Below are 19,902 nucleotides of genomic sequence, written 5' to 3'. Positions count from 1 at the left end.
ATGGCTGACATAACTCATAGGTTGTCAGCATGGCCAGCTAATAGTGCATGACTGAACTTATGGAATTCCTGATATGGGTACACGCTCGCTCGAACTTTTTTTTCAACCTGCCAGCATTGCGGTTATCGGGGCGTCTGAGCGACAGGGAAGCCTGGGCGGTGCCATCGTCCGCAATCTGCTGAGCAGCGAATACAGTGGCACCATTATTCCGATTAATAGTCGTGGCTATAAAACAATTTACAGCCTGCCTGCGTTAACGCGTATTGGTGAGTTAAAGCAGGTGCCGGATCTGGCAATTATCTGCACGCCGGCTGAAACAGTCCCTAAAATCATCAAGCAGCTACATAAGCAGGGCATTGGTGCTGCCATGCTGCTGACCGGCGGGATTGCCCGGGCGCGCTCCTGGCAGTTCCGACCGTCATCCGATCGCCTTGATCAGGTGGTTGAGCAAACCCGGATGCGGATTTTGGGGCCGGATTGTCTTGGTATTGTGATGCCTTGGCGTAATCTGAACGCCAGCTTTCTGCATGTGCCGGTGCGCAAAGGCAATATCGCCTATATCGGACAATCCGGCACATTGGCTTCGGGCGTCATGGACTGGGCTTATAGCCGCAACATTGGTTTCTCTCACGTGCTGACACTGGGCAAGAGTCAGGATGTCAGCTTGCCAGATCTGATCGACTACATTGTGCAGGAGCCCCATGTTCGGACTTTGCTGATTCAGCTGGATGAAATTGGTTCGGGCAAAGCCTTGTTACGCTCATTGCGGGCAGCGTCCCGTCATAAGCTGGTGCTGGCGGTTAAAAGCAATCGCTTCCCACAAAGTCCACTTAGCCGCATTGAAACTCCAAAAGGGCTGCGCAGTCGTGATGCACTGATTGATGAAACACTGGCGCGCGCCGGTATTTTGCGTGTGTCAGCGACCGATGAGCTGTTTGATTGTGTTGATGCGCTCAGTCCGAGAAAGAAAACCTTTGGCCCACGACTGGCCATTGTGGCAAATGGACGTGGCCCGGCCATTCTGGCAATGGATCGACTGATTCATGATAACGGCCGACTGGCTGAGTTGTCCGAAGAAACCCGCTCTCATTTACGGGGGCTGTTGCCGGAATACGTTAAAACCAGCAATCCGGTGTTACTGAACCCGGAGCTGAAAGCCCATCAATTAGCGGCAGTGGTTAATACTCTGGTATCGGATCGCCAGGTGGATGCCGTGCTGGTGATCAATATCCCGAGCCTGGGTAATAACAGTATGGAGAATGCCAAGGCACTGGGAGAGCTAACGCGTAAAACCCAGAAAACCATTCTGACCAGCTGGATGGGAGAGCACACCGCCGAAGATGCTCGTGAGTATTTTGATCAGCAGGGCATCCCGACGTTTGATACGCCGGACAACGCCATTAAATCCTATATGTATATGGTGCAACATCAGCGCACTCAGGCGTTATTGCGCGAGACGCCGGAGAGTCTGGAAGTGCCGGTTTCACTGGCGCACAAAGAAGTCGATCGTCAGATTCTGGAGACGCACCGCCCCGGCGATTATCTGTTGCCAACCCATGCCTGGAGTCTGCTGGAAGCCTATGGCTTTGCCATTTGTGAAAACTATTACTGCGAGACCGTATCTGATATGCAGTCTCAGGCGCTGCGCATCGAAAAACCCTGGGTGATTCGCGTGCATCACCGCGACTATTTGTATCCTTTTGCTTATGGCGACAACCCGCGTGAGCGGCTGCGTTCGGTGGCGCGGGAAATCTATAAAGAAAGCAGCCTGGCTCCGGCGGCAGCACGACTTGAGCGAGAAATTGCTGCTGCGTTCCCGCACAGTCCGGTATTGGGCTACACCGTTCAGAAGCAGTATCGGGCCCTGGACAATCTGCAGTTTTCATTCGGTATTGGCCGCGATGAAGAGCTTGGGCCGTATATTTTCTTTGGTGGCGGCGGTTCAACGGCCGATATTCTGGTTGATCGCGAAGTAGCGTTGCCACCACTGAACGCCAATCTGGCGGAAAAACTGATCAAGCGCACCCATTTTTATAAGGTATTAAGCGAACGCTCAGACAACCTGCTGCGCGAGTTAATTACGTTGGAGCGCTGGCTGGTGGCGTTATCGCATATGGTGCTGAATCACCCCTGGATTGCCGGATTTGAAGCCAATGCCATTCGTCAGCAAGTTGGTCGTTATCGGGTGATTGGTGTGGCGGGTGAAGTTGGACTGCCGGTTAAATCCGCGATGCAGCCATATCCACTGGAGCTGGAGAATCACTACCAGAGCAAGAATGATAATTTTTACCGCATTCGTCCGATTCGCGGTGAAGATGAGCCCCTGCTGGAGCAGTTTTATCAGCGCCTGAGTCAGGAATCATTACGCTTACGCTTCTTCACTGCCCGGCGGCAGTTCGACCATAAAGAGCTGGCACGCTTTACCCAGATTGATTACGACCGGGAGATGGCCTTTGTGGCCATGCGCGACAACAAGTTATATGGCGTTGTCCGCGCCTGGATTGATCCGGATGATGTGACAGCAGAATATTCAGTGATCATTGATGACAAATGCCGTGGCGAGGGATTGGGTCATCATTTAATGATCCGGATTATTGAATACCTCACTGAGCGTGGCGTGCTGCAGGTTTTTGGTACTGTGTTGCCACATAACTCTGGTATGCTCGGCCTGTGTGAGCATCTGGGCTTTAGTTTGCATAAGAATGTGGCCGAGGGGGTGGTGGACGTCGTCAAAAACCTCAACCCCATGCAGCATGGCTGGCAACGAAAGAAAATGCTGTCGTTTGGCCGGAATCTGTGAATTTGATCCGGATCATAGCGTTAAGCGACGCTCATATTTTCCTGAAGTTGGTTGTCAGGTCTGACGCATCACGGCATGATTCAGTTTTTAGAAATTTTGCTCGCCTGGCGCCTAAATTCAGGTGAGTAAATTAACAGAGGTACCTCTCTTTGATTAAGGTTTTGGTCGTTGATGATCATGAATTGGTTCGCTCAGGAATATCGCGAATCCTTGCTGATCAGAATGGCATTGAAGTGATTGGGGAAGCCGCCAGTGGAGAGGAAGCGGTCCAGTTTGCTAAAGATACGCCACCCGATATCATCCTGATGGATGTTCATATGCCTGGCATTGGTGGTCTTGAGGCCACCCGTAAAATTACCCGCCAGAATTCAGAGATTCACGTTATTGCGGTATCCGCCTGCGACGACAACCCGTTTGCTTCGCGCTTATTGCAAGCTGGTGCCAGTGGTTACATTACTAAGGGCGCGGACGCGGCCGAGATGTACAGTGCCATTCTGAAGGTAAAAACCGGGCAGAAATACATCAGCTCCGAAATTGCTCAGCGCATGGCATTAAAGCCATTCCAACAGGAGCAGGCATCTCCGTTTGATGAGTTGTCTGAGCGTGAAATGCAGATTGCGCTGATGATCGTTGGTTGTCAGAAGGTGCAGTCCATCAGCGAGAAGTTGTTTCTAAGCCCTAAAACGGTCAACAGCTATCGTTATCGTATTTTCGACAAGATGAATATTGAAAGTGATGTTCAGCTGACCTTGCTCGCCATTCGCCATGGCCTGGTTGATCCTGCGGTAGATCCGGGCGTTTCCGCCTGATGGCGGCATTTGATATCCCGGCATTTCTGAACACCCTGAGCCAGCGTGCCGGGGTGTATCGTATGTTCTCCGCCGACGATGAATTACTGTACGTCGGCAAAGCCAAAAATCTTAAAAACCGGGTCTCCAGCTATTTTCGCGCGCGTGGGCTGAATACCAAAACCGTTGCTCTGGTCGGTCGCATTGATCATATTGAAGTAACGGTTACGGCTAATGAAGCGGAAGCGCTGCTGCTAGAGCAGACATTAATCAAACAGCACAAGCCGCCTTACAATATCCTGCTGAAAGACGGCAAGTCCTACCCGTTTTTACACCTTTCGGATCATGATTACCCGCTACTGGCCTATCGACGCGGTAAGCGCAAAAAAGACGGTCGTTATTTCGGCCCTTACCCTAACAGCGGAGCCGTGCGCGAAGCGCTGAACCATCTGCAGCGTTTGTTTTTGCTGCGCTCCTGTGAAGATTCCTACTTTAAGCACCGTAGCCGCCCATGCCTGCAATATGAGATCAAACGCTGCTCAGCTCCCTGTGTTGGCAAAATCTCGCAGGCGGATTATCAACGCGATATCGACCACGCGCGGTTATTTTTGCAAGGCAAAAGCCGTGAGTTGATTGAGTTATTGCAAACAGAGATGCAACAGGCTTCGGAGCAGCTGCAATTTGAGCGTGCGGCTGAGTTGCGCGACCAAATCGAGATGATGCGCCGCATTCAGGAGAAACAGTTTGTCGATGGCGGCACCGGTAATGCAGATGCCTGGGCGATTGTCGATTGGCAGGGCGTACTGTGTATTCATCGCCTTACGTTTCGTAATGGCCGCCTGACCTCCAGTCAGAATTTTTATCCGGATAATAAAGCCGGTGAAACGCTGCCTGAGTTGCTGGTCGACTTTATTAGTCAGTTTTATCTGGCGGATCACGCCGTTGATGGCTTACCGCGCGATCTGATTGTTGAGGTGGATAAAGCGCTACTGGAGCCCTTGTTAGAGGCGATTCAGCTGCAGTTTCAGAAAAAAGTGCAGCATTCAGCCGGAGTGCGTGGTTCAAATCGCCAATGGCTGCACATGGCTCAGGAAAATGCTCAAACCGGAGCGCAGACAAAAATTTCAGGCCGTCAGGCGGCGCTAAATAAGCTGGAGAAGGTCGCTGATCTGTTGACGCTGCCCATCGTGCCTAAACGGATCGAGTGTTTTGATATTTCCCATTCAAAAGGCGAAGCAACCTATGCCTCTTGTGTGGTGTATGGCGAAGAAGAAGGATTAACCAAATCCCGCTATCGCCGCTTCTCGATCAAAGGCGTGGCGGCGGGAGATGACTATGCCGCATTGGAACAGGCGGTTACCCGCCATCTGACGCGCTTAAAAGAACAGCAGGATCTGCCGGACTTATTGTTGATTGATGGTGGCAAAGGGCAGATTAATCGTATTGATGATGTGTTAAATGCTCTGGAGCTGGCCGACCAGGTGCAGGCGTTTGGTATATCGAAAGGGGAGACCCGCAAATCTGGTTGGGAATTCTTATGGGAAGCCAATGCGACTCGCCCTATAATGCCCGACGCTCACGACGAAGGTTTTCGGTTGTTACAACTGGTGCGCGATGAGGCACACCGCTTTGCCATTACCGGGCATCGCAAAGAACGTGCTAAAAGCCGGGGTGAATCCGGCCTTGAGAAGCTTCAGGGGGTTGGCCCCAAGCGTCGGCGCGATCTGCTGCTGCACTTTGGCAGCTTAAAAAACATGCGCAGTGCGCGCAAAGAGGAACTGGAGAAGGTTCCGGGAATCAGTAAAAAGCTGGCCGGGCAGATATTTGCTCAGCTGCATGGCGAGCAATAGCGACACCTGCCGCCCTGATTCATTCAGACATATTGAGGAGTACCCGTTACATGAATTTGCCAAACATTCTCACCCTTGCCCGTATCATTATGATTCCGTTGATGGTGGTGTGTTTTTACTGGCTCGGCGACGAAGGCAAACTTTGGGCGGCGTTTATTTTCTGGCTGGCCGGAGTAACCGACTGGTTTGATGGCTATCTGGCGCGGAAACTGAATCAGAGCACGCCGCTGGGGGCGTTCCTTGATCCGGTGGCCGACAAACTGATTGTTGCGGTTGCCTTTGTGTTACTGGTTGAACAATACAGCAGCATCTGGGTCACGATACCGGCTTGTATCATTATTGGTCGTGAGATTGTAATTTCCGCGCTGCGGGAATGGATGGCGGAACTGGGTAAGCGTGCCAGCGTTGCCGTTAGTTATGTTGGCAAGGTGAAAACCTTTCTGCAGATGTCAGCGATTTTCTTCCTGATGGCCGGGCAGGTTCATATTGTGGTTGAGTGGATTGGCTGGTTCTCCCTGTTTGTGGCGGCTGTTCTGACGATCTGGTCAATGCTGATTTACCTGAAAGCGGCCTGGCCAGAACTGATGGGGAAGCCCGAGGTCACTGATCAAAATTAAAAAAATCGGCTAAGTGCTTAAAAAGTAAGAAAAAACAGTTGACTTCATGAGCGCAATCTCTAAAATGCGCTCCATCGTTTAGCGGGAATAGCTCAGTTGGTAGAGCACAACCTTGCCAAGGTTGGGGTCGCGAGTTCGAATCTCGTTTCCCGCTCCAAATTTTCTTTTAAAGAAAGTTTAAAAACTGATAATGGCGCGATAGCAAAGAGGCCATGCCGCGGATTGCAAATCCGCTGACGCCGGTTCGAATCCGGCTCGCGCCTCCACTTAGCTTTCATAAGCAATCAGTAAAAACGATAGATTCCTGGCAGCATTCACGCTGCATCGACTTTTCAGTCGACCCCGATGCCCGGGTGGTGGAATTGGTAGACACAGGAGACTTAAAATCTCCCGTACTTAGTACGTGCCGGTTCAAGTCCGGCCCCGGGCACCATTTAAAAATCCTTTAAAATCAACAGCTTATCAATTCTGCATTCCTGCAGGAATTTATTCAGCTTTTTCCTGTGTCCACATTTTGTCCACTCTGTTTTAGTCTGCGCAGTCGTGCCAGTGGTGAATGGCGCGGTGCATTGCCCAGATGATCCGGTGCAAGGTGGGCGTAAGTCATGGTCATTTGAATGGTTAGGTGGCCGAGAATCTTGTTCAGCTCCAGTAGGTCGCCGCCGTCTATCATAAAGTGGCTGGCGTAGGTGTGGCGCAGTACGTGGGTCATGGTTCCTTTGGGTAATTCGATGCTGGTGCGGTCAATGGCTGACTCGAAAGCTTCCCATGCTGATTGAAACAGTGGTCCGCGTTCTGGTCGTCCGGATAAAATCTCTTTGGTTAATTCGTCGTCGATGGGTACTGACCGTGCCAGTTCGTTTTTGGTTTCCTGAAAATGCACCTTGCCATTGTGGATGTTCTCAGCATCCAGGTATTGCGCCTCTCCCCAGCGGCAGCCCGTCGATAGGCAGATATTGGCTATGGTCAGTGCGTCCGGGTTTTTGCTGTTTGCTAACTCGGTTTGTAGTTCTACGACCTGCTCCAGCGATAGGAAGAAAGGGTGTCGCTTTTTCAGGGTTAGCTTTTTGACTTTCTCTAGTGGTTTGCTGCCATTCCATTCATCCATGTCAGACAGCGTGTTAAACACGGCTTTCAGGTAGGTCAGTTCGTGGTTCAGGTGGTTTTTACTGGTGCCGCCATCTAATCGCTGGTCACGGTACTTTAGCCAGTCTTTTGGGCTGATTAACCGGGCGATTGGGTCATTCATATCCCGGCTGGTTGCCAGCAACTGCTGCAGGCGCTTTTCGCCACTGGCTAACGTGTTGCCATGGTATTTAAACCAGAGCTGGCACAACTCCGATAAACGTCGGTTGTCGTCGGGTTTGGGGTTCCATTCGCCTTTGTCGGCCTGCGATTTGGTGTGTGCTTCAAAGCGCAGTGCTTCGGCTTTGCTGGGGAAGGTGCGACGGATCCGCCGGCCATTACGGCCATCGGGTCTCATATCAACCAGCCAGCCTTTTTCGGTCTTTTTTGCCATTGCAGGAAGTTACATGTTTGTTAATTGACTACTGGTTATCCATCCAGTAAATTTACTGGATGGATATACATACTTACCTCAGAACATGGAATGCGCAGCCAGCCGCTAATCAGCAGCTGGAGGCTCAACGTATCCGGGCATTGATTTCAGACGCTCGTAAGAGTCAAGAATCTGCTCTTTCGTCAGAATCTGACCAACCAATAACGCCGCGTAAGGAGCAAAGCGGTCATTTCCTAAAATCGCCTCAATAACATCAAATCCGGTCGACTGATTACGACCACTTTCAATGTGTGCCAGCACCGAAGGGCTGAAGTTGAGAATTTCACAAAAAGCCCTTTGGCTGAGTCCTTCTTGCTTTCTTATCCACTTTAACTTGTTAGCGAGTGGGTCATTAATCGAAATTTCCAATATATAAATCCCTTGTCTTTGAATCCATTTGGAAGCAATAATTTGCTTCATTACTTCCAATTGGAAGCAAAAAGTAGTTTTAAGTCGATTTAAGGGGTGAATATAACATGTACGGAAACCTACCGCCTGTATACCCGCCAGCCGTTCTGGCTGAGCAGTGGAGTACCGAAGATAAGAAGGTCAATGAGACCGCCATCACCAACATGATGGATAACGGTGATATGCCTGCTTTCAAGTTCAAAGCCGATCAGGGTGGCCGCGCCAAGCGTTATATCAATGGCGTGCTGTTACAGCGTCTGGCTGAAGAACACGCTGATGAATTCTTTGCAATGCGTGCACAAGCGCGTTCTTACGTTCGGTAGGAGTGGTGGCTATGGGTCGTGAACGATTAATCGCCGATATGAAAGCCTTGCTTGCTGAAGTTGAGCAGGCGAAGGCTGATGAAGGTAACGATTACGCACTGGGCTACTTACAGGGCGGCATTAAGTCGCTCACTCGTGATGTGGCGGCGGGTGAATACGATGATTGAGATGTCGCCGGGTACTTTGTACATGGTGTGGGTGTTGGGTGCTGTTGTTGGCGGTGCCTGTGTTCGTGCTATTCAGAATACGCGGGGCTGATATGCGTAACCAGTTAATCAGTGATCTGCATTCAATGCGAGCTGAAGCAGTTAAACAGCTGAATGCTGTTGACCTGTTTCAGCCGTTTGCTCGTATCCAGTTAAGAGAGCTGGAAATGCGGATAAAGATGATTGATTACACGCTGGCTACACACGGCTGGAATCCTAAGAAGCTGTTAAGAAAGGCGCTGGCTAATGGCTGACGCTTTTGCTATTGATCAACGTAAATTTGTACAGGGCATTGCTGAGCGACATACGCCAGAGAATGCCCTTGTGCTGCTGGCTGGTTACGACTGGCGGGCGGCTGATTGCGTTGTATCGGCGAATAAGTGGCTACGCAAAGCGTCGGCACGGTATCAGGCACGTTCCAGTGCCAAAAAAGCATTAAAGCGCGCCTGTAATAATCATGGTCGGCTGTCTGGTTATCTGACCAATTTCCATAAGAAGAATCTGAAGAACAAAGGCGCTGAGTTCGCGTTAAAAGAGATTGAGCGAATTAATACCCGGCTTCGGCTGTGTCGTGGTGTATCAGCGGCATTGGATGAAAGCGAAGTAAAAGATATGGCTAAGGCCAAAGCGTTTCGCTGTGAAACGCTGGTGCGGTTGTCTGGCAAAAAACACGCTGGTGATCTGTCGGAAATGTTCGCCGATGTTAAAGCGTTCTGTGCTGAGTTCGGCATTGAACTAACGCCAAAGGCCGATACAGCAGCGGCGGTAATGGGCTGCATTGCTCGTGCTCAGTGTGACAAGTGGTGGCGTCGTCAGTTGCGAAAAGTAGCGGGTCGTAAGACTGAAGCGGCAATCCGTGAAGTGGGCGGCGTCCGGTTTGGGGTGTCGCCTTATATTAGTGAGTACAGTTATAAAAAATGGCAGCAGCGCCAGATTAGTAACGCGGAAATGATGGGCGATTATGAGGCTGTATCCGGTGAGGGTTTGGATTGCGTAAAGGTGCCTCTGGCTGATGCTATTGCGGCGTCCGTGTCTAACCCGATTAACCGTCGTAATGAATTGATGACTCGTATGCGGGGTTATGAAGAAGTCGCCACCGCCATGGGCTTTGTCGGTCAGTTCTACACACTGACGGCCCCTTCTAAGTATCACGCCCAAATCAAAGCAGGCCGCGCTAATTCCAAATTTAATGGTTCAACACCAGTAGACACCATGGCTTATCTGAATGGTGTTTGGTCGCGCATCCGGGCGCACTGGGCGCGTGAAGATATCCGGGGGTTCGGTTTCCGTGTAGCGGAACCCCATCACGATGGAACACCCCACTTTCACTTAATGATTTTCTTACCTGAAGACGTGGCGGCTCGTGCTGCTGCAGTCTTCGGTAAGCATGCACTTAAAGAGGACGGTAACGAAAATGGCGCTCAGAAAAATCGGTGGAATGTTAAGCAAATCGATCCGGCGCTGGGATCAGCAGCCGGATACATGTCCAAGTATGTCGCCAAAAACATCGACGGATTCTCAGTCGATTACGACCACGAAGGCGGTACGGATGGAAACAGTGGTTCTCTTAGGGTTCGGGCTTGGGCTTCTTTATGGGGGATTCGCCAGTTCCAGCAGATTGGGACGGCCTCTGTCTCCGTTTGGCGTGAGCTGCGACGAAAAGGATTCGATGAATTGGGGCTTGATTCAGAAGAGCTTAGAGAAGTGCATTCAGCAGCAGACCGGGGCGAATGGGCAAGATTCGTAGAGGCTCTGGGCGGTGCACTGGCTAAGCGTGAGGAGCTGTTATTGCGCCCTGAGTATCTGGAAGGTGATGCAGAAAACACCTACGCAGAAAAGATAAAGAAGTTGGTTGGCCTGCTGGTGAATTTGGACGGAATGGCAGTAGCCAGACGAGTTTTGGTGACTCGTGATCGTATTTGGACGGTACAGCGGCGGGACGCCGAAAATAAGGCGGCGCAGCCGCCGCCTAGGACTTGTGACAATAACTGTACGCGGTAGCGGACAGGTCACAAAAAGGGTGGCTGCAGCCACGGTTTTTTAGATTGAGAGGTGGATATGGAAGGAATTACAGAGGTTATCGAAGAATCGCGTCGTCTGGTGAATGAAGTTACCGGTACCGTCGCGCATTTAAACCAGATACAGCAAAAAGCCGCGGGGTTAAGTGGCTTTCAGATCGCGGAAAAAGCGCGGTTAGCAGAACAGGCCGTCGCTGAATCATTGGCCATGATTCAGCGAATGAATGAGGCGTTAGGCCATGTCCTTTGTGTCGTGGAGGTGATCGCCAATGGCGAAAGTAAATAACCCGGTAGTGGCAACCTTGCCGTGCTCAGTGTGTAACACCGCGGCAACGTTGCACGAAACCCGCCGGGGTAAAGGCAAAGGGTTGTTATATAAGCGCTGTGAATGTGGTTGTGACCAGCGCACCGGGGCCAAAATCCAAACCGAATGGCGGCAGGCATTAACGCCCCGTCCCGGTTATGAGCATTTGGCAGAACCGAAACCAGAACCGGAACAACCGAAAGAACCCGCGCCAATGCTGGAATCCGTACAACCGGAGCCAGTACCGGAACAACCGAAAAAAGAACCGAAACAACCGGAGCCAAAACAACCTAAAGGCTTTGGCGGCTTCGTCGTCGCGGCGCTAGGTTTTGGTATCGCAATCATCACAATGGGCCGCGCTGGCGGCTAAGAGGTAACTATGGCTGAAGAAGTACAAGTAGAGCTGGAAGAACTGACCGAACTGGACGCATTGAAAGAACCGGAATCACCAGGTGGTGAATCCGGTGATTATGATCCGGCAGCGGATATGGCAGCGGAAGAAATGGCCGCTAAAGAAGCGGAGCAACTGGAGCAGGCCGCCCAGATGGCCGCTGATTTTGGTATTGCCACCTTCTGTGGGTCGGTTAAGACGTTTAAGCCGCACTTTGATGTGCCTGCTGAAAAGCAATCTGAGCTGGCAAAGGCACTGATGCCTGTTATCAAAAAATACGGTATGGAACTGCCGCCATGGTTGCAGCCATACATTGAAGAACTGATCTTCTTGTTTAAGTTCTCGGCGGTAGTTGGTGTGGCGTGGTCTACAGCGAACCGGATTGAGCGTGAAGAAAAGGCAAAAGAGGAAGCGGAAGATGGCAAAAAATCCGAATCCGTCCCTGCCTAATCGGCACACATTTTATTCGGGTGTGTCTGGCTCTGGTAAGAGTCAGGCATTAAAACAAAACCCGGATTTCCCTAAGACTGGCGTTCGCTGTTTGATCTGGGATCATTCAAACGACCACGCCAAAGGCACTCGGTATTACAGCAATAAGAATCAGTTTATTGATGCAGTGAAGAAGGCCGTTAAAAGCGGCAAAGGGTTTCGTATTGGGTGGAATGGTGAAAGTGATCCGGCGGCGATGGAGTGGTTCTGTGCTGTTGCATGGGCCATTCTGGATGGCGGAAAGCCAACCTATATCATTCTGGAAGAGTTGGCGGCAGCGGTCGAAACAGTGGGTCGTGCTTCGCCCAATATGCGCCGGTTGTTTAATGAGGGCCGGAAGTATGGCGCGGTGCTGCATCCGGTTACTCAGCGTCCGCAGGAAATACCTAAAACCGTCTACGATATGTGCGCTATTTTCTGGGTTGGTATGCAGAAAAATACCAATATCAAGAAGTTTTCCGGGGTGATTGATGTGCCAGAATCGGACATTAAGAGCCTGACGAATCTGGAGTTTTATCACTACGATGAGACGTCCGGACAGCCTGCAAGGCGTGTGCAGCTCAAGTATAAAAAGTAATTTGAACCTATAGGTTCTGACAACCGAAAAGCCGTTGCCAAAAGCAGCGGCTTTTCTCTTACTGATGGGGTCATTTTGTTAAATAACTTCGTGAGTAAGACGATGAATAAAACTACTTTAAAAGCAGTGGCATTCTCTGCCGCTGTTTCTCTGGTTGTGACTTGGGCCGCTAATAACGTGAGCCTTGTCAAAGATCTGACCAATAAAAAATTCTTCTAAGGGGGCGGTATGCAACGTTATATCGAACTCGACTCTTTTACCGCTGTTGGTGCTGGTGAAACCGCTAACTTAGTGCTGGCTAATGGCCCGCGCTATGACGAGATTTATCTGGAAACCAATCAGGCGGCAAAAATCGAAAAAGTCGTACTGAAGCTGAATGCTGTCGAAGTTTTCAGTCTGTCTCATGCAGAACTGGAAATGATGCGTGGTTATGACGCTCTGCCGGGTGAAGCTGAATTTATCACGCTGCCAATGGCAATGATGAATGCCGTGCTGCTGGATAGCCGCGAATACACCGGCTTGGCAACCGGGCCGGGTGATAACGTGGTTCTGGAAGTCACCTTTAAGGACGATGCAGTAAACCCGCGCCTGAAGGCGTTTGCCAATGTATCGGCTCACGCGGGGGTGCGTATGTGGACGCGCCGTTTTGTGCGTAACACCATCCCGGTGGCGGCAGAGGGTGAAGTGGATTTCACCTCAATGCTGAAGGGGCCGGATATCAAAGTGCTCCGCATGTTCTTTAAGAACCCGAATATCGACAAGCTGGAAATTAAGCAGGATCTGCGCACGGTATTCGAGCTGACAGATAAGCGTAATGATTTCCTGTTGAAAACCGAAGGTAAGAACGTTCCGGCGGGCTATTTCGTGTTTGATACCACCAAGCGCGGCTTCCCTCTGCGTGATGCGATGGAAACAGCGTTTCAGAATCTGAATTTCCGTCTGACCGTGGGTGCCGGTGGTTCTCAGAATATCCCGGTATTGATTGAACAGCTGGAAGCGGTAGAGCCACGCGACTGGCGTAATCGCTAGGGGGTTGTTATGTCGCTGTGGCGTTCAATTTCAGATGGTGCCAGTGATCTCTGGGATAGTGCTCAGGGTCAGGCCATTGGTGCATGGGAAACCATGACAGAGTTCCAGATGACACCAAAAGCCCAGGCAGAAGAAACCGTGGCGGCGATTCCAAACGCCCGCCCGGCTTCGGATGTGGGTGATAACCGTGTGGTGGCTCAGAGCGTGAAGGCTCAGGGCATGGACGGTATTGACTGGCAAATTGTCGGTGTAGGTGTCGGTGTTCTGGGTCTGGTTATTGCGGTTCTGAAGTAGGGGGAAATATGCCGATTCCATTGATTGCGTGGGGTATCGCTGGCCTTGTGGGTGGCGGTGCTGCTGCAAAGATGACCGGTGATGGTATTGACTCTGCGGGTTCTGGCTTAACCAAGCTGGCCGTTGCGGTCGCCATTGCCGGTGGCACTTTTTACGTGCTGAAAAAGAACAAGGTGATCTGATATGAGTATGCCAGGTGGTGGTGGCGGTAAGTATTCGTTGCAAACACAATCAACGGCGGTTGCCGGTGGTAACGACAAGTTTAGTTTTGGTGGTGTGAATTATCGCACTGGCGGTTCTAACGGTCTGGCTATCTCTACGCCGGTTTTATTGGGTCTGGCTGCTGCCGCTGCTGTGGTTGCTATTGCTGTGATTAAGGGGAAGTAGAATGGGTCTTTTTGGCGGTTCTAAATCCAAAAAATCAACGACTAATAACATTGATAACTCTATTTTTGATGCGTCAAATTTAGAGGGTATCGCTGTTAATGGGGATGGTAATCGTGTCACGACAACAGACCATGGTGCCGTTGATGGTGCGTTTGATTTTGGTGCTGATGCTCTGGATGTCGTCAGTGACGCTCTGGATGGTTCGCTGGGGTTTGCGGATGACGCTCTGGATGGTTCGCTGGGGTTTGCGGATGACGCTCTGGATAATTCACTGGGGTTTGCCGATGACGCTCTGGATGGTTCGCTGAGATTTGCTGATGCTGCTTTGGATGGTTCGCTGGGGTTTGCGGATGACGCTCTGGGTACCGTCAGTGGAGCTCTGGGTAGTTCTCTGAAATTTGCTGATAGTGCTCTGGGTAAAGTCGGGGCGTCGTCGTCGGGTGCAATGGCATTGGCATTAGAATCTAGTAAGTCAGCGCTGGAGTATGGCGCGGGTTCACAAATGGCGGCTTATGAATTCTCGTCTACAACTCAGGGCCGTGCTTTTGATGCTATGCAAGGGTCGTATGATACCGCTCTATCTGCCATTGATAACGCGACAGACCGTTCGTATGAGTTTATGGGTCAGGCGTTTACTCGTGCGTTGGAAACCAGTGATGCAGCAAGGGCTGAGTCGTTCTCGGCTGTCTCTGAAAGTAATAAGCGTATGGATGAGTGGCAAAAGAACAATGGCCGTCAGTCTGAGGCTCAGGGAATGGAAATGATCAAGGTGCTGGCTATGGTGGCTGGTGCTGGGATGGTGATTATGGGGGTGGTTGCTCGTGCAAGATAGAACGCTAACGCTCCAGCCCGAAGGCGGTGTGCGGATTGACGGTGATGTTAAACGCATTGTTATTCGTGCTGCCAATGGGCCTGTCCGTATCACCACTGAAAAAGCAGAAATTATTGAAATGCGGGCGGGTGATAACGTCCGTTTTGAGAAGGTTTCCAAGTTTTACACCATTGAAAATCTGAGTAGTCAGGCCAACCGGGTAACGCTGATTACTGCGTCAACGTCGGAGGGTGACATTGACTCAACCAGTGACAGTGTAGTTGTGGCGAATGCAGCAGATATTTCCGGCGGTGCTCGTACCTATTCTGTGCGCAACTATACAGCCACTGCGGCGGGAGTGCGTGTACTGACAGATACGGTGCAGCGTCGTACAGCCCTGATTTCAACCGGAGGGTCGGTACAGGTGCGCAAGACTCAAAATGCTGCTGATTACTTCACGGTAGATGGTGTTATTGAGCATCCGGCTAATGGTGAGGTGTGGGTATCTGGCGATAACGTCCGTGTAGAGGTGCTGGAGTATCTAATCTGATGGCATTTTACCAAAAACGCTTAAGGCAGGATGATGTGGTTGCCGTTTTACCTGCTGATATTACGGGTGCTATGGGCCGTGCTGATGCTGCGTATAGTCGTGCTGATGAGGCATATGCTCGCGGTGATGATGGTCGTGCTCGGGCGATTAATGCACGTAATGCTGCGGCCAATGCTCATAGCCGGGCTGATGAGGCATATGCTCGCGGTGATGATGGTCGTACTCGTGCAATAAATGCTCAGAATCGTGCTGATGCTGCATACGCTCGCGGTGATGATGGTCGTACTCGTGCAATAAATGCTCAGAATCGTGCTGATGCTGCATACACTCGCGGTGATGATGGTCGTACTCGTGCAATAAATGCTCAGAATCGTGCTGATGCTGCATACACTCGCGGTGATGATGGTCGTACTCGTGCGATTAATGCTCATAGTCGGGCTGATGAGGCATATGCTCACGGTGATGATGGTCGTACTCGTGCGATTAACGCACATAGCCGTGCGGATTCGGCATATAGCAGAGCTGGGAGTAATTCGGCTCATACTCACTCTGTTAGCCAAATTGCAAACATTATTAAAGGTATTGTTGGCAATAGTATTGGTAGTACCGTATTCGCTCAGGTTATTTCTGGTGGGGATTTATCGCTTAATAGCACTGTTTCGGGGTCAAGGCTTCGCATTGCTGGCGGCTCAGGGAATTTTAATGGTCGGACGCTATCTGGTACGTGGCGACTGCATGGAGATATTCATGGTGGTGCTATTGGGCCAGGTGGCTCTGCTGCATCGGCGTCGTCTTTCGTGAGAATTTCATAATGTTTAACACTGAAAACGTGAAGAGTCCTGTTTTTACAGAGTCTGGTGCTATTGATCTGGAAATTAACCACCCTGATTTTGGATGGATTCCGTTCACTGCGACCCCTGATGATGTAGAAGCGCATGGCTGTGGTTTGTATGAAATGGCAAAGGCTGGCGAGTTCGGTGAGGTGGCGGAGTACGTTGCACCACCTGAGCCGGAGTCAGTGTTGGATGATCAATAAATATTTAGTGATGGGTGGAATAATGGCAACAATTCTGATCGCTGCGGGAGCGTTCACGCTATCCGGAACAGTTCGAGGTATTCGCAATAACAACCCGGGTAATATCCGCAAAGGTGCTGACTGGGACGGTGCTGCTGGTGATGACGGTGCATTCGTTATCTTTGACTCGCCAGAATTCGGTATTCGTGCTCTGTCTAAACTGCTGCTTAATTATGAGCGTTTGTATGGGCTGAATACGGTGTCAGGCATTATCAACCGCTACGCTCCTACTAACGAAAACAACACGCTGGCATATGTTGAATCGGTCGCGGGTAAGTTGGGTGTTAATCCGCACGAACAAATCACGGTAGCTGATCGCCTGCCGGAGCTGGTAAAGGCAATCATCTATCACGAAAACGGCCAGCAGCCGTACAGTGATGATCTGATTGGCCGTGGAATTGGAATGGCTGTGGAGTATCGTTATGCGTAATGTCTGGAAACGAATTGTCGGCGTCGGCCGTAAAAAGCTGATTAGCGGCGCTCTGATCGTCGGACTGGCTGCGGTAGGTGTTAGTCTGCCGGAACCTGCTGTAACAGCGCTGGCGGTTGGTTTGGATGCACTGGTGGAAGTAATCTGATGGAATCAATGATGTTGGAATATCTCGCGGCGGGCGGTGGCGTTGGTATTTGGGTGCTGGCTGTTGGTATGTGGCGTCTGGAAAAGCGAGTTACGATTCTGGAAGTTAAAACAGAGTAATGGTGTCCACATAGTGTCCACATTAGATATGTTAATACGGGCTTAGGCGTGCCTTGATCGGTGTCTAGGCCCTTATTTTATGCGGAGTTCCTTGAAATTACTGGTGTTTTTAGAGGGCTTAAAATCTCCCGTACTTAGTACGTGCCGGTTCAAGTCCGGCCCCGGGCACCATTTAATTTTTATCTTAATAATTAATTCACTATTAATGCTTTGCGTAATTGTTTGTCACACTCCAAACTCTCGGAATGCTGCTGGCCCATAGGCTTCCCTAAGGCCGGGTATTTGACTCAGTTCTGAATAGTCGAAGTCGTAAAAGAAGCCGGTTTCTTCAAATATTTGCTTTAAGTCATTATTGCTAGGTACAAGTGCGTAAAAATACAATGCTTGTAATTCGAGATTGCTAAACTGCGATCTAAATATATCAAAATATAAATCAGGGCCTCCCAAATCAGAGTCTGACAGTTTGATAAATTCCAAAACCCGGTAGACCGTCGAAAAATAGCCAGAGCTTGTAAATTTTGCCTGCCTGCTGGCAATCTTAAATATTTCAGCATAATTTACTTCGCGCGAATTCAGGTAATGTTTTACTAAGAATCTATTTAGTCGAGCAAAACTCATTAAGCCTGTAACTTTACCCTCATGCTGTAGATCTGAGGGAACCGAGGCATTGTTCAAATTGGAAATATGCAGCTCAATAAGTCGAAAGAATGTATTCTCAAAGTTCTGAAGCTTTAAAGATGCTTCCTGCCCTTCAAGCGCTTTTGTTGATTGTGCAATTTCATATCGCGAGAGCTCCAGCTCCTTTCTTGTGTAGGAAAGTTCTTTGACTTGGTATGCAATTGTAATCAGCAGGGCAATGAGTGAAATAAACGAGAAGGTAGGATTGAGTACTCCTCCGAAAAAATCTCCCATTTGTCCCCATGCTGCCGACTGCTCCTCAGGCATAGAAGGGCCTTTATGGACTAAGAAGTAGGTGGTAATGGCAACGAGTGCGGCAATGGTTGCGATCACTATTAATAAGATTAGGGTTCTTGCTAGTCCGTCACTCTGTTTTTTATCGGCTTGATCTAATTGCTTTCTCACTTTATTCCCTGTGTCTTGGCCTGTTGATAAGACGAAATTTTATTTCTATTACACTAAATATCAATAGTAACGAGTTTCCTTCCGTGTATGATGATTCACCCTTTTGCTCTAGTTGGAGCAGCGGTAAAATTACGGAAATTACTACAAAAGCATCCGTGATGAGTCTTTTCGATTATATTGAACCCGTTTTTCGCCCACCTTCCGAAGGTAAGTCCCTGATTCTTCAGGTAACCAATGGTTGTTCCTGGAACAACTGCACCTTCTGCGATATGTACACCCAGCCGCAGAAAAAATTCCGCGCCAAGAAAGAAGACGAGATTATCGAGGAGTTAAAAGAAGCAGCAGTTCTCGGACCGCGTTTCGAAAAAATATTCCTGGCAGATGGCGATGCTATGGTGCTGTCATCCCGCAAGCTGATCACCATTCTGGAAGCCATCAGGCAATACACGCCCTGGGTTAAACGTGTTGGCGCCTACTGCCTGCCACGCAATATCCGTAAGAAGTCCGTCGAAGAGCTGCAGCAGATGCGCGAGCTTGGCTTAGGCATTCTGTATGTCGGCGCAGAAAGTGGTGACGATGAAGTGCTGGAGTTCATCAAGAAGGGCGAAAGCTATCAGTCCACTCTGGATGCGCTGGTTAAAATCAAGCAAGCCGGTATTAAATCCTCCGTCATGATCCTGAACGGCATGGGTGGTGTGAAGTACAGCGAGCAGCATGCGCGTAACTCTGCGTTGCTGATGAACGAAGCCCAGCCGGATTTCCTCTCCACTCTGGTGGTGAGCTATCCAATCGGCGATGAGCGGGTAAAAGAAGGCTTTAATGGCGAATATCAGTTGCCGGATCAAATGCAGCTTTTTAAAGAGCTACGCTTACTGATTGATACGCTTGAGCTCGAAAATACCGTGTTCCGCAGCGATCATGCGTCTAACTATCTGCCATTAAAAGGCAATCTTGGTGAGGATAAGGCAATGATGCTGGCGCAGTTGGATGAAGCAATGGCGGGGCGTATTGCCTTGCGGCAAGAGTGGCAGCGAGGTCTGTAATATGAACTTGTCTAACCTTGAACAGCAGATTGGCTTAGAGAGCGAAAATCAGCTCCCGCCGGTCGAAAAATGGCACCCAGAGCTCAGCGGTGGCATGGATATGGTAATCCGCAAAGATGGTTCCTGGTGGCATGAGGGTGTGAAGATTGAGAGGGAAAAGCTCACACGTCTATTTGCCAGTATTTTGCGCAAGGAAGGTGAGGAATTCTTTATTCTGACGCCGGTCGAAAAATGGCGAATTCAGGTGGAAGATCACCCCTTTGTCATCACCATGATTGAGTCAAAAGACAATCATATTGAAGCCATCACCAATACCGGTGATCTGCTGACTATTGATGCGCAGCATCCATTATTGCTATCACAACTGGATGGCGAATCCATCCCTGAGATGGAAGTGCGTAATGGCTTAATGGCGCGTTTCTCTCGCAATGCGTTTTACGATCTGGCGGAACTTGCGACTGAAAAGAATGATGGGTTTTACATCAGCTCCGCCGGTGCTGAATTTAAAATTGGCTGAGCTGCAATCAAGTCAGGGTGTTTTTAGTCATCGCATCTGTGCCACATCCCTGTGGCTAGATGCTAGCGCGACGTCCTGTCGCTGTTA

27 protein-coding genes and 3 tRNA genes are annotated in these 19,902 nt (G+C 50.1%); 27 read left to right on the top strand and 3 right to left on the bottom strand.

All coding sequences use genetic code 11. The annotated features are described in order from the left end of the window. Window positions 1–73: 73 nt before the first annotated feature. The 7 genes from ACO05E_RS17100 to ACO05E_RS17070 all read left to right on the top strand — a co-directional run bounded on the left by ACO05E_RS17100 (window position 74) and on the right by ACO05E_RS17070 (window position 6,488). Entirely contained in the window at window positions 74–2,800 is a 2,727-nt protein-coding gene (locus tag ACO05E_RS17100; protein ID WP_419810699.1) for a GNAT family N-acetyltransferase, read from the top strand. Between the two features lie 149 nt (window positions 2,801–2,949). Continuing rightward, window positions 2,950–3,609, top strand: a complete 660-nt coding sequence (gene uvrY, locus ACO05E_RS17095; RefSeq protein ID WP_419810698.1) for a UvrY/SirA/GacA family response regulator transcription factor — start codon at window positions 2,950–2,952, stop codon at window positions 3,607–3,609. Next, window positions 3,609–5,438, top strand: coding sequence for an excinuclease ABC subunit UvrC (gene uvrC, locus ACO05E_RS17090; RefSeq protein WP_419810697.1), 1,830 nt, complete (start codon window positions 3,609–3,611; stop codon window positions 5,436–5,438). Before uvrY ends, uvrC begins: the two co-directional genes overlap by 1 nt. 50 nt (window positions 5,439–5,488) lie before the next feature. Then, a complete protein-coding gene (gene pgsA / locus ACO05E_RS17085; RefSeq protein ID WP_419810696.1) occupies window positions 5,489–6,055 on the top strand; it encodes a CDP-diacylglycerol--glycerol-3-phosphate 3-phosphatidyltransferase in 567 nt (188 codons plus the stop codon). 81 nt (window positions 6,056–6,136) lie between these two features. Then, a tRNA-Gly gene (locus tag ACO05E_RS17080) sits at window positions 6,137–6,212 on the top strand. Between the two features lie 35 nt (window positions 6,213–6,247). Beyond that, window positions 6,248–6,321 (top strand) — tRNA-Cys (locus ACO05E_RS17075). An 81-nt stretch (window positions 6,322–6,402) separates the two neighbouring features. After that, a tRNA-Leu gene (locus ACO05E_RS17070) sits at window positions 6,403–6,488 on the top strand. Window positions 6,489–6,545: 57 nt separating this feature from the next. Here the strand turns inward: ACO05E_RS17070 and ACO05E_RS17065 are convergent. After that, the gene (locus ACO05E_RS17065) at window positions 6,546–7,574 is read right to left on the bottom strand and encodes a phage integrase (protein WP_419810695.1); all 1,029 of its coding nucleotides are present in this window, start codon (window positions 7,572–7,574) and stop codon (window positions 6,546–6,548) included. A 105-nt stretch (window positions 7,575–7,679) separates the two neighbouring features. Beyond that, the gene (locus ACO05E_RS17060) at window positions 7,680–8,033 is read right to left on the bottom strand and encodes a helix-turn-helix domain-containing protein (RefSeq protein WP_419810694.1); all 354 of its coding nucleotides are present in this window, start codon (window positions 8,031–8,033) and stop codon (window positions 7,680–7,682) included. 56 nt (window positions 8,034–8,089) lie between these two features. Here ACO05E_RS17060 and ACO05E_RS17055 point away from each other — a divergent pair, with 56 nt between their 5' ends. The 18 genes from ACO05E_RS17055 to ACO05E_RS16970 all read left to right on the top strand — a co-directional run bounded on the left by ACO05E_RS17055 (window position 8,090) and on the right by ACO05E_RS16970 (window position 17,053). After that, the gene (locus tag ACO05E_RS17055) at window positions 8,090–8,344 is read left to right on the top strand and encodes a hypothetical protein (protein WP_419810693.1); all 255 of its coding nucleotides are present in this window, start codon (window positions 8,090–8,092) and stop codon (window positions 8,342–8,344) included. A gap of 11 nt (window positions 8,345–8,355) precedes the next feature. Next, a complete protein-coding gene (locus tag ACO05E_RS17050) occupies window positions 8,356–8,511 on the top strand; it encodes a hypothetical protein (RefSeq protein ID WP_419810692.1) in 156 nt (51 codons plus the stop codon). A gap of 92 nt (window positions 8,512–8,603) precedes the next feature. Beyond that, complete coding sequence (locus ACO05E_RS17045) at window positions 8,604–8,804, top strand: hypothetical protein (protein WP_419810691.1); 201 nt, start codon at window positions 8,604–8,606, stop codon at window positions 8,802–8,804. Beyond that, window positions 8,797–10,551 carry a replication endonuclease gene (locus ACO05E_RS17040; protein WP_419810690.1) on the top strand — a complete coding sequence of 585 codons (1,755 nt, stop codon included), beginning with the start codon at window positions 8,797–8,799 and terminating at the stop codon, window positions 10,549–10,551. The genes ACO05E_RS17045 and ACO05E_RS17040 overlap by 8 nt, the downstream gene beginning before the upstream one ends. Window positions 10,552–10,608: 57 nt before the next feature. After that, window positions 10,609–10,854 (top strand): hypothetical protein, encoded by a 246-nt coding sequence (locus ACO05E_RS17035; protein ID WP_419810689.1) that lies wholly within the window; start codon window positions 10,609–10,611, stop codon window positions 10,852–10,854. Next, on the top strand, window positions 10,838–11,242 hold the full coding sequence (locus ACO05E_RS17030) for a hypothetical protein (RefSeq protein ID WP_419810688.1): 405 nt from the start codon (window positions 10,838–10,840) through the stop codon (window positions 11,240–11,242). Before ACO05E_RS17035 ends, ACO05E_RS17030 begins: the two co-directional genes overlap by 17 nt. A 9-nt stretch (window positions 11,243–11,251) precedes the next feature. After that, complete coding sequence (locus ACO05E_RS17025) at window positions 11,252–11,713, top strand: hypothetical protein (RefSeq protein WP_419810687.1); 462 nt, start codon at window positions 11,252–11,254, stop codon at window positions 11,711–11,713. Continuing rightward, window positions 11,682–12,329 (top strand): hypothetical protein, encoded by a 648-nt coding sequence (locus ACO05E_RS17020; protein WP_419810686.1) that lies wholly within the window; start codon window positions 11,682–11,684, stop codon window positions 12,327–12,329. The genes ACO05E_RS17025 and ACO05E_RS17020 overlap by 32 nt, the downstream gene beginning before the upstream one ends. A 228-nt stretch (window positions 12,330–12,557) precedes the next feature. Then, window positions 12,558–13,358, top strand: coding sequence for a major capsid protein P2 (locus ACO05E_RS17015; RefSeq protein ID WP_419810685.1), 801 nt, complete (start codon window positions 12,558–12,560; stop codon window positions 13,356–13,358). A 9-nt stretch (window positions 13,359–13,367) separates the two neighbouring features. Continuing rightward, window positions 13,368–13,652: a hypothetical protein gene (locus ACO05E_RS17010; protein WP_419810684.1), complete on the top strand. Its 285-nt coding sequence runs from the start codon at window positions 13,368–13,370 to the stop codon at window positions 13,650–13,652. A gap of 8 nt (window positions 13,653–13,660) precedes the next feature. Then, window positions 13,661–13,834 (top strand): hypothetical protein, encoded by a 174-nt coding sequence (locus ACO05E_RS17005; RefSeq protein WP_419810683.1) that lies wholly within the window; start codon window positions 13,661–13,663, stop codon window positions 13,832–13,834. Between the two features lies 1 nt (window position 13,835). Then, window positions 13,836–14,039 carry a hypothetical protein gene (locus tag ACO05E_RS17000; protein ID WP_419810682.1) on the top strand — a complete coding sequence of 68 codons (204 nt, stop codon included), beginning with the start codon at window positions 13,836–13,838 and terminating at the stop codon, window positions 14,037–14,039. A 1-nt stretch (window position 14,040) separates the two neighbouring features. Continuing rightward, window positions 14,041–14,871: a hypothetical protein gene (locus ACO05E_RS16995; RefSeq protein ID WP_419810681.1), complete on the top strand. Its 831-nt coding sequence runs from the start codon at window positions 14,041–14,043 to the stop codon at window positions 14,869–14,871. Next, window positions 14,861–15,400 (top strand): hypothetical protein, encoded by a 540-nt coding sequence (locus tag ACO05E_RS16990; RefSeq protein ID WP_419810680.1) that lies wholly within the window; start codon window positions 14,861–14,863, stop codon window positions 15,398–15,400. The genes ACO05E_RS16995 and ACO05E_RS16990 overlap by 11 nt, the downstream gene beginning before the upstream one ends. Next, entirely contained in the window at window positions 15,400–16,212 is an 813-nt protein-coding gene (locus tag ACO05E_RS16985) for a hypothetical protein (RefSeq protein ID WP_419810679.1), read from the top strand. The genes ACO05E_RS16990 and ACO05E_RS16985 overlap by 1 nt, the downstream gene beginning before the upstream one ends. Further along, a complete protein-coding gene (locus tag ACO05E_RS16980) occupies window positions 16,212–16,436 on the top strand; it encodes a hypothetical protein (RefSeq protein WP_419810678.1) in 225 nt (74 codons plus the stop codon). The genes ACO05E_RS16985 and ACO05E_RS16980 overlap by 1 nt, the downstream gene beginning before the upstream one ends. 22 nt (window positions 16,437–16,458) lie before the next feature. Then, window positions 16,459–16,905 carry a structural protein gene (locus tag ACO05E_RS16975; protein WP_419810677.1) on the top strand — a complete coding sequence of 149 codons (447 nt, stop codon included), beginning with the start codon at window positions 16,459–16,461 and terminating at the stop codon, window positions 16,903–16,905. Further along, entirely contained in the window at window positions 16,898–17,053 is a 156-nt protein-coding gene (locus ACO05E_RS16970; RefSeq protein WP_419810676.1) for a hypothetical protein, read from the top strand. Before ACO05E_RS16975 ends, ACO05E_RS16970 begins: the two co-directional genes overlap by 8 nt. A 344-nt stretch (window positions 17,054–17,397) precedes the next feature. Here ACO05E_RS16970 and ACO05E_RS16965 read toward each other — a convergent pair whose 3' ends face one another. Then, window positions 17,398–18,255: a putative phage abortive infection protein gene (locus ACO05E_RS16965; protein WP_419810675.1), complete on the bottom strand. Its 858-nt coding sequence runs from the start codon at window positions 18,253–18,255 to the stop codon at window positions 17,398–17,400. 158 nt (window positions 18,256–18,413) lie between these two features. On the opposite strand from ACO05E_RS16965, the gene ACO05E_RS16960 reads away from it, so the two are divergent. Together ACO05E_RS16960 and ACO05E_RS16955 are read left to right on the top strand one after the other, a co-directional pair. Further along, on the top strand, window positions 18,414–19,298 hold the full coding sequence (locus tag ACO05E_RS16960; RefSeq protein ID WP_419810674.1) for a radical SAM protein: 885 nt from the start codon (window positions 18,414–18,416) through the stop codon (window positions 19,296–19,298). A 1-nt stretch (window position 19,299) separates the two neighbouring features. Beyond that, complete coding sequence (locus tag ACO05E_RS16955; protein WP_419810673.1) at window positions 19,300–19,815, top strand: DUF1285 domain-containing protein; 516 nt, start codon at window positions 19,300–19,302, stop codon at window positions 19,813–19,815. Window positions 19,816–19,902: the final 87 nt, after the last annotated feature.

This window comes from Bacterioplanoides sp. (genome assembly GCF_965226395.1).
Lineage (GTDB): Bacteria > Pseudomonadota > Gammaproteobacteria > Pseudomonadales > Oceanobacteraceae > Bacterioplanoides.
This window is presented reverse-complemented; position numbering and strand designations above follow the sequence as displayed.

Excerpts from the sequence above, each read along its gene's own strand:
- ACO05E_RS17100 (WP_419810699.1), top strand. The coding sequence starts at position 74 with ATGGGTACACGCTCGCTCGAACTTTTTTTTCAACCTGCCAGCATTGCG.
- uvrC (WP_419810697.1), top strand. The coding sequence starts at position 3,609 with ATGGCGGCATTTGATATCCCGGCATTTCTGAACACCCTGAGCCAGCGT.
- pgsA (WP_419810696.1), top strand. The coding sequence starts at position 5,489 with ATGAATTTGCCAAACATTCTCACCCTTGCCCGTATCATTATGATTCCG.
- ACO05E_RS17065 (WP_419810695.1), bottom strand. The coding sequence starts at position 7,574 with ATGGCAAAAAAGACCGAAAAAGGCTGGCTGGTTGATATGAGACCCGAT.
- ACO05E_RS17060 (WP_419810694.1), bottom strand. The coding sequence starts at position 8,033 with ATGAAGCAAATTATTGCTTCCAAATGGATTCAAAGACAAGGGATTTAT.
- ACO05E_RS17055 (WP_419810693.1), top strand. The coding sequence starts at position 8,090 with ATGTACGGAAACCTACCGCCTGTATACCCGCCAGCCGTTCTGGCTGAG.
- ACO05E_RS17050 (WP_419810692.1), top strand. The coding sequence starts at position 8,356 with ATGGGTCGTGAACGATTAATCGCCGATATGAAAGCCTTGCTTGCTGAA.
- ACO05E_RS17045 (WP_419810691.1), top strand. The coding sequence starts at position 8,604 with ATGCGTAACCAGTTAATCAGTGATCTGCATTCAATGCGAGCTGAAGCA.
- ACO05E_RS17040 (WP_419810690.1), top strand. The coding sequence starts at position 8,797 with ATGGCTGACGCTTTTGCTATTGATCAACGTAAATTTGTACAGGGCATT.
- ACO05E_RS17035 (WP_419810689.1), top strand. The coding sequence starts at position 10,609 with ATGGAAGGAATTACAGAGGTTATCGAAGAATCGCGTCGTCTGGTGAAT.
- ACO05E_RS17030 (WP_419810688.1), top strand. The coding sequence starts at position 10,838 with ATGGCGAAAGTAAATAACCCGGTAGTGGCAACCTTGCCGTGCTCAGTG.
- ACO05E_RS17025 (WP_419810687.1), top strand. The coding sequence starts at position 11,252 with ATGGCTGAAGAAGTACAAGTAGAGCTGGAAGAACTGACCGAACTGGAC.
- ACO05E_RS17020 (WP_419810686.1), top strand. The coding sequence starts at position 11,682 with ATGGCAAAAAATCCGAATCCGTCCCTGCCTAATCGGCACACATTTTAT.
- ACO05E_RS17015 (WP_419810685.1), top strand. The coding sequence starts at position 12,558 with ATGCAACGTTATATCGAACTCGACTCTTTTACCGCTGTTGGTGCTGGT.
- ACO05E_RS17010 (WP_419810684.1), top strand. The coding sequence starts at position 13,368 with ATGTCGCTGTGGCGTTCAATTTCAGATGGTGCCAGTGATCTCTGGGAT.
- ACO05E_RS17005 (WP_419810683.1), top strand. The coding sequence starts at position 13,661 with ATGCCGATTCCATTGATTGCGTGGGGTATCGCTGGCCTTGTGGGTGGC.
- ACO05E_RS17000 (WP_419810682.1), top strand. The coding sequence starts at position 13,836 with ATGAGTATGCCAGGTGGTGGTGGCGGTAAGTATTCGTTGCAAACACAA.
- ACO05E_RS16995 (WP_419810681.1), top strand. The coding sequence starts at position 14,041 with ATGGGTCTTTTTGGCGGTTCTAAATCCAAAAAATCAACGACTAATAAC.
- ACO05E_RS16985 (WP_419810679.1), top strand. The coding sequence starts at position 15,400 with ATGGCATTTTACCAAAAACGCTTAAGGCAGGATGATGTGGTTGCCGTT.
- ACO05E_RS16980 (WP_419810678.1), top strand. The coding sequence starts at position 16,212 with ATGTTTAACACTGAAAACGTGAAGAGTCCTGTTTTTACAGAGTCTGGT.
- ACO05E_RS16975 (WP_419810677.1), top strand. The coding sequence starts at position 16,459 with ATGGCAACAATTCTGATCGCTGCGGGAGCGTTCACGCTATCCGGAACA.
- ACO05E_RS16970 (WP_419810676.1), top strand. The coding sequence starts at position 16,898 with ATGCGTAATGTCTGGAAACGAATTGTCGGCGTCGGCCGTAAAAAGCTG.
- ACO05E_RS16960 (WP_419810674.1), top strand. The coding sequence starts at position 18,414 with ATGAGTCTTTTCGATTATATTGAACCCGTTTTTCGCCCACCTTCCGAA.
- ACO05E_RS16955 (WP_419810673.1), top strand. The coding sequence starts at position 19,300 with ATGAACTTGTCTAACCTTGAACAGCAGATTGGCTTAGAGAGCGAAAAT.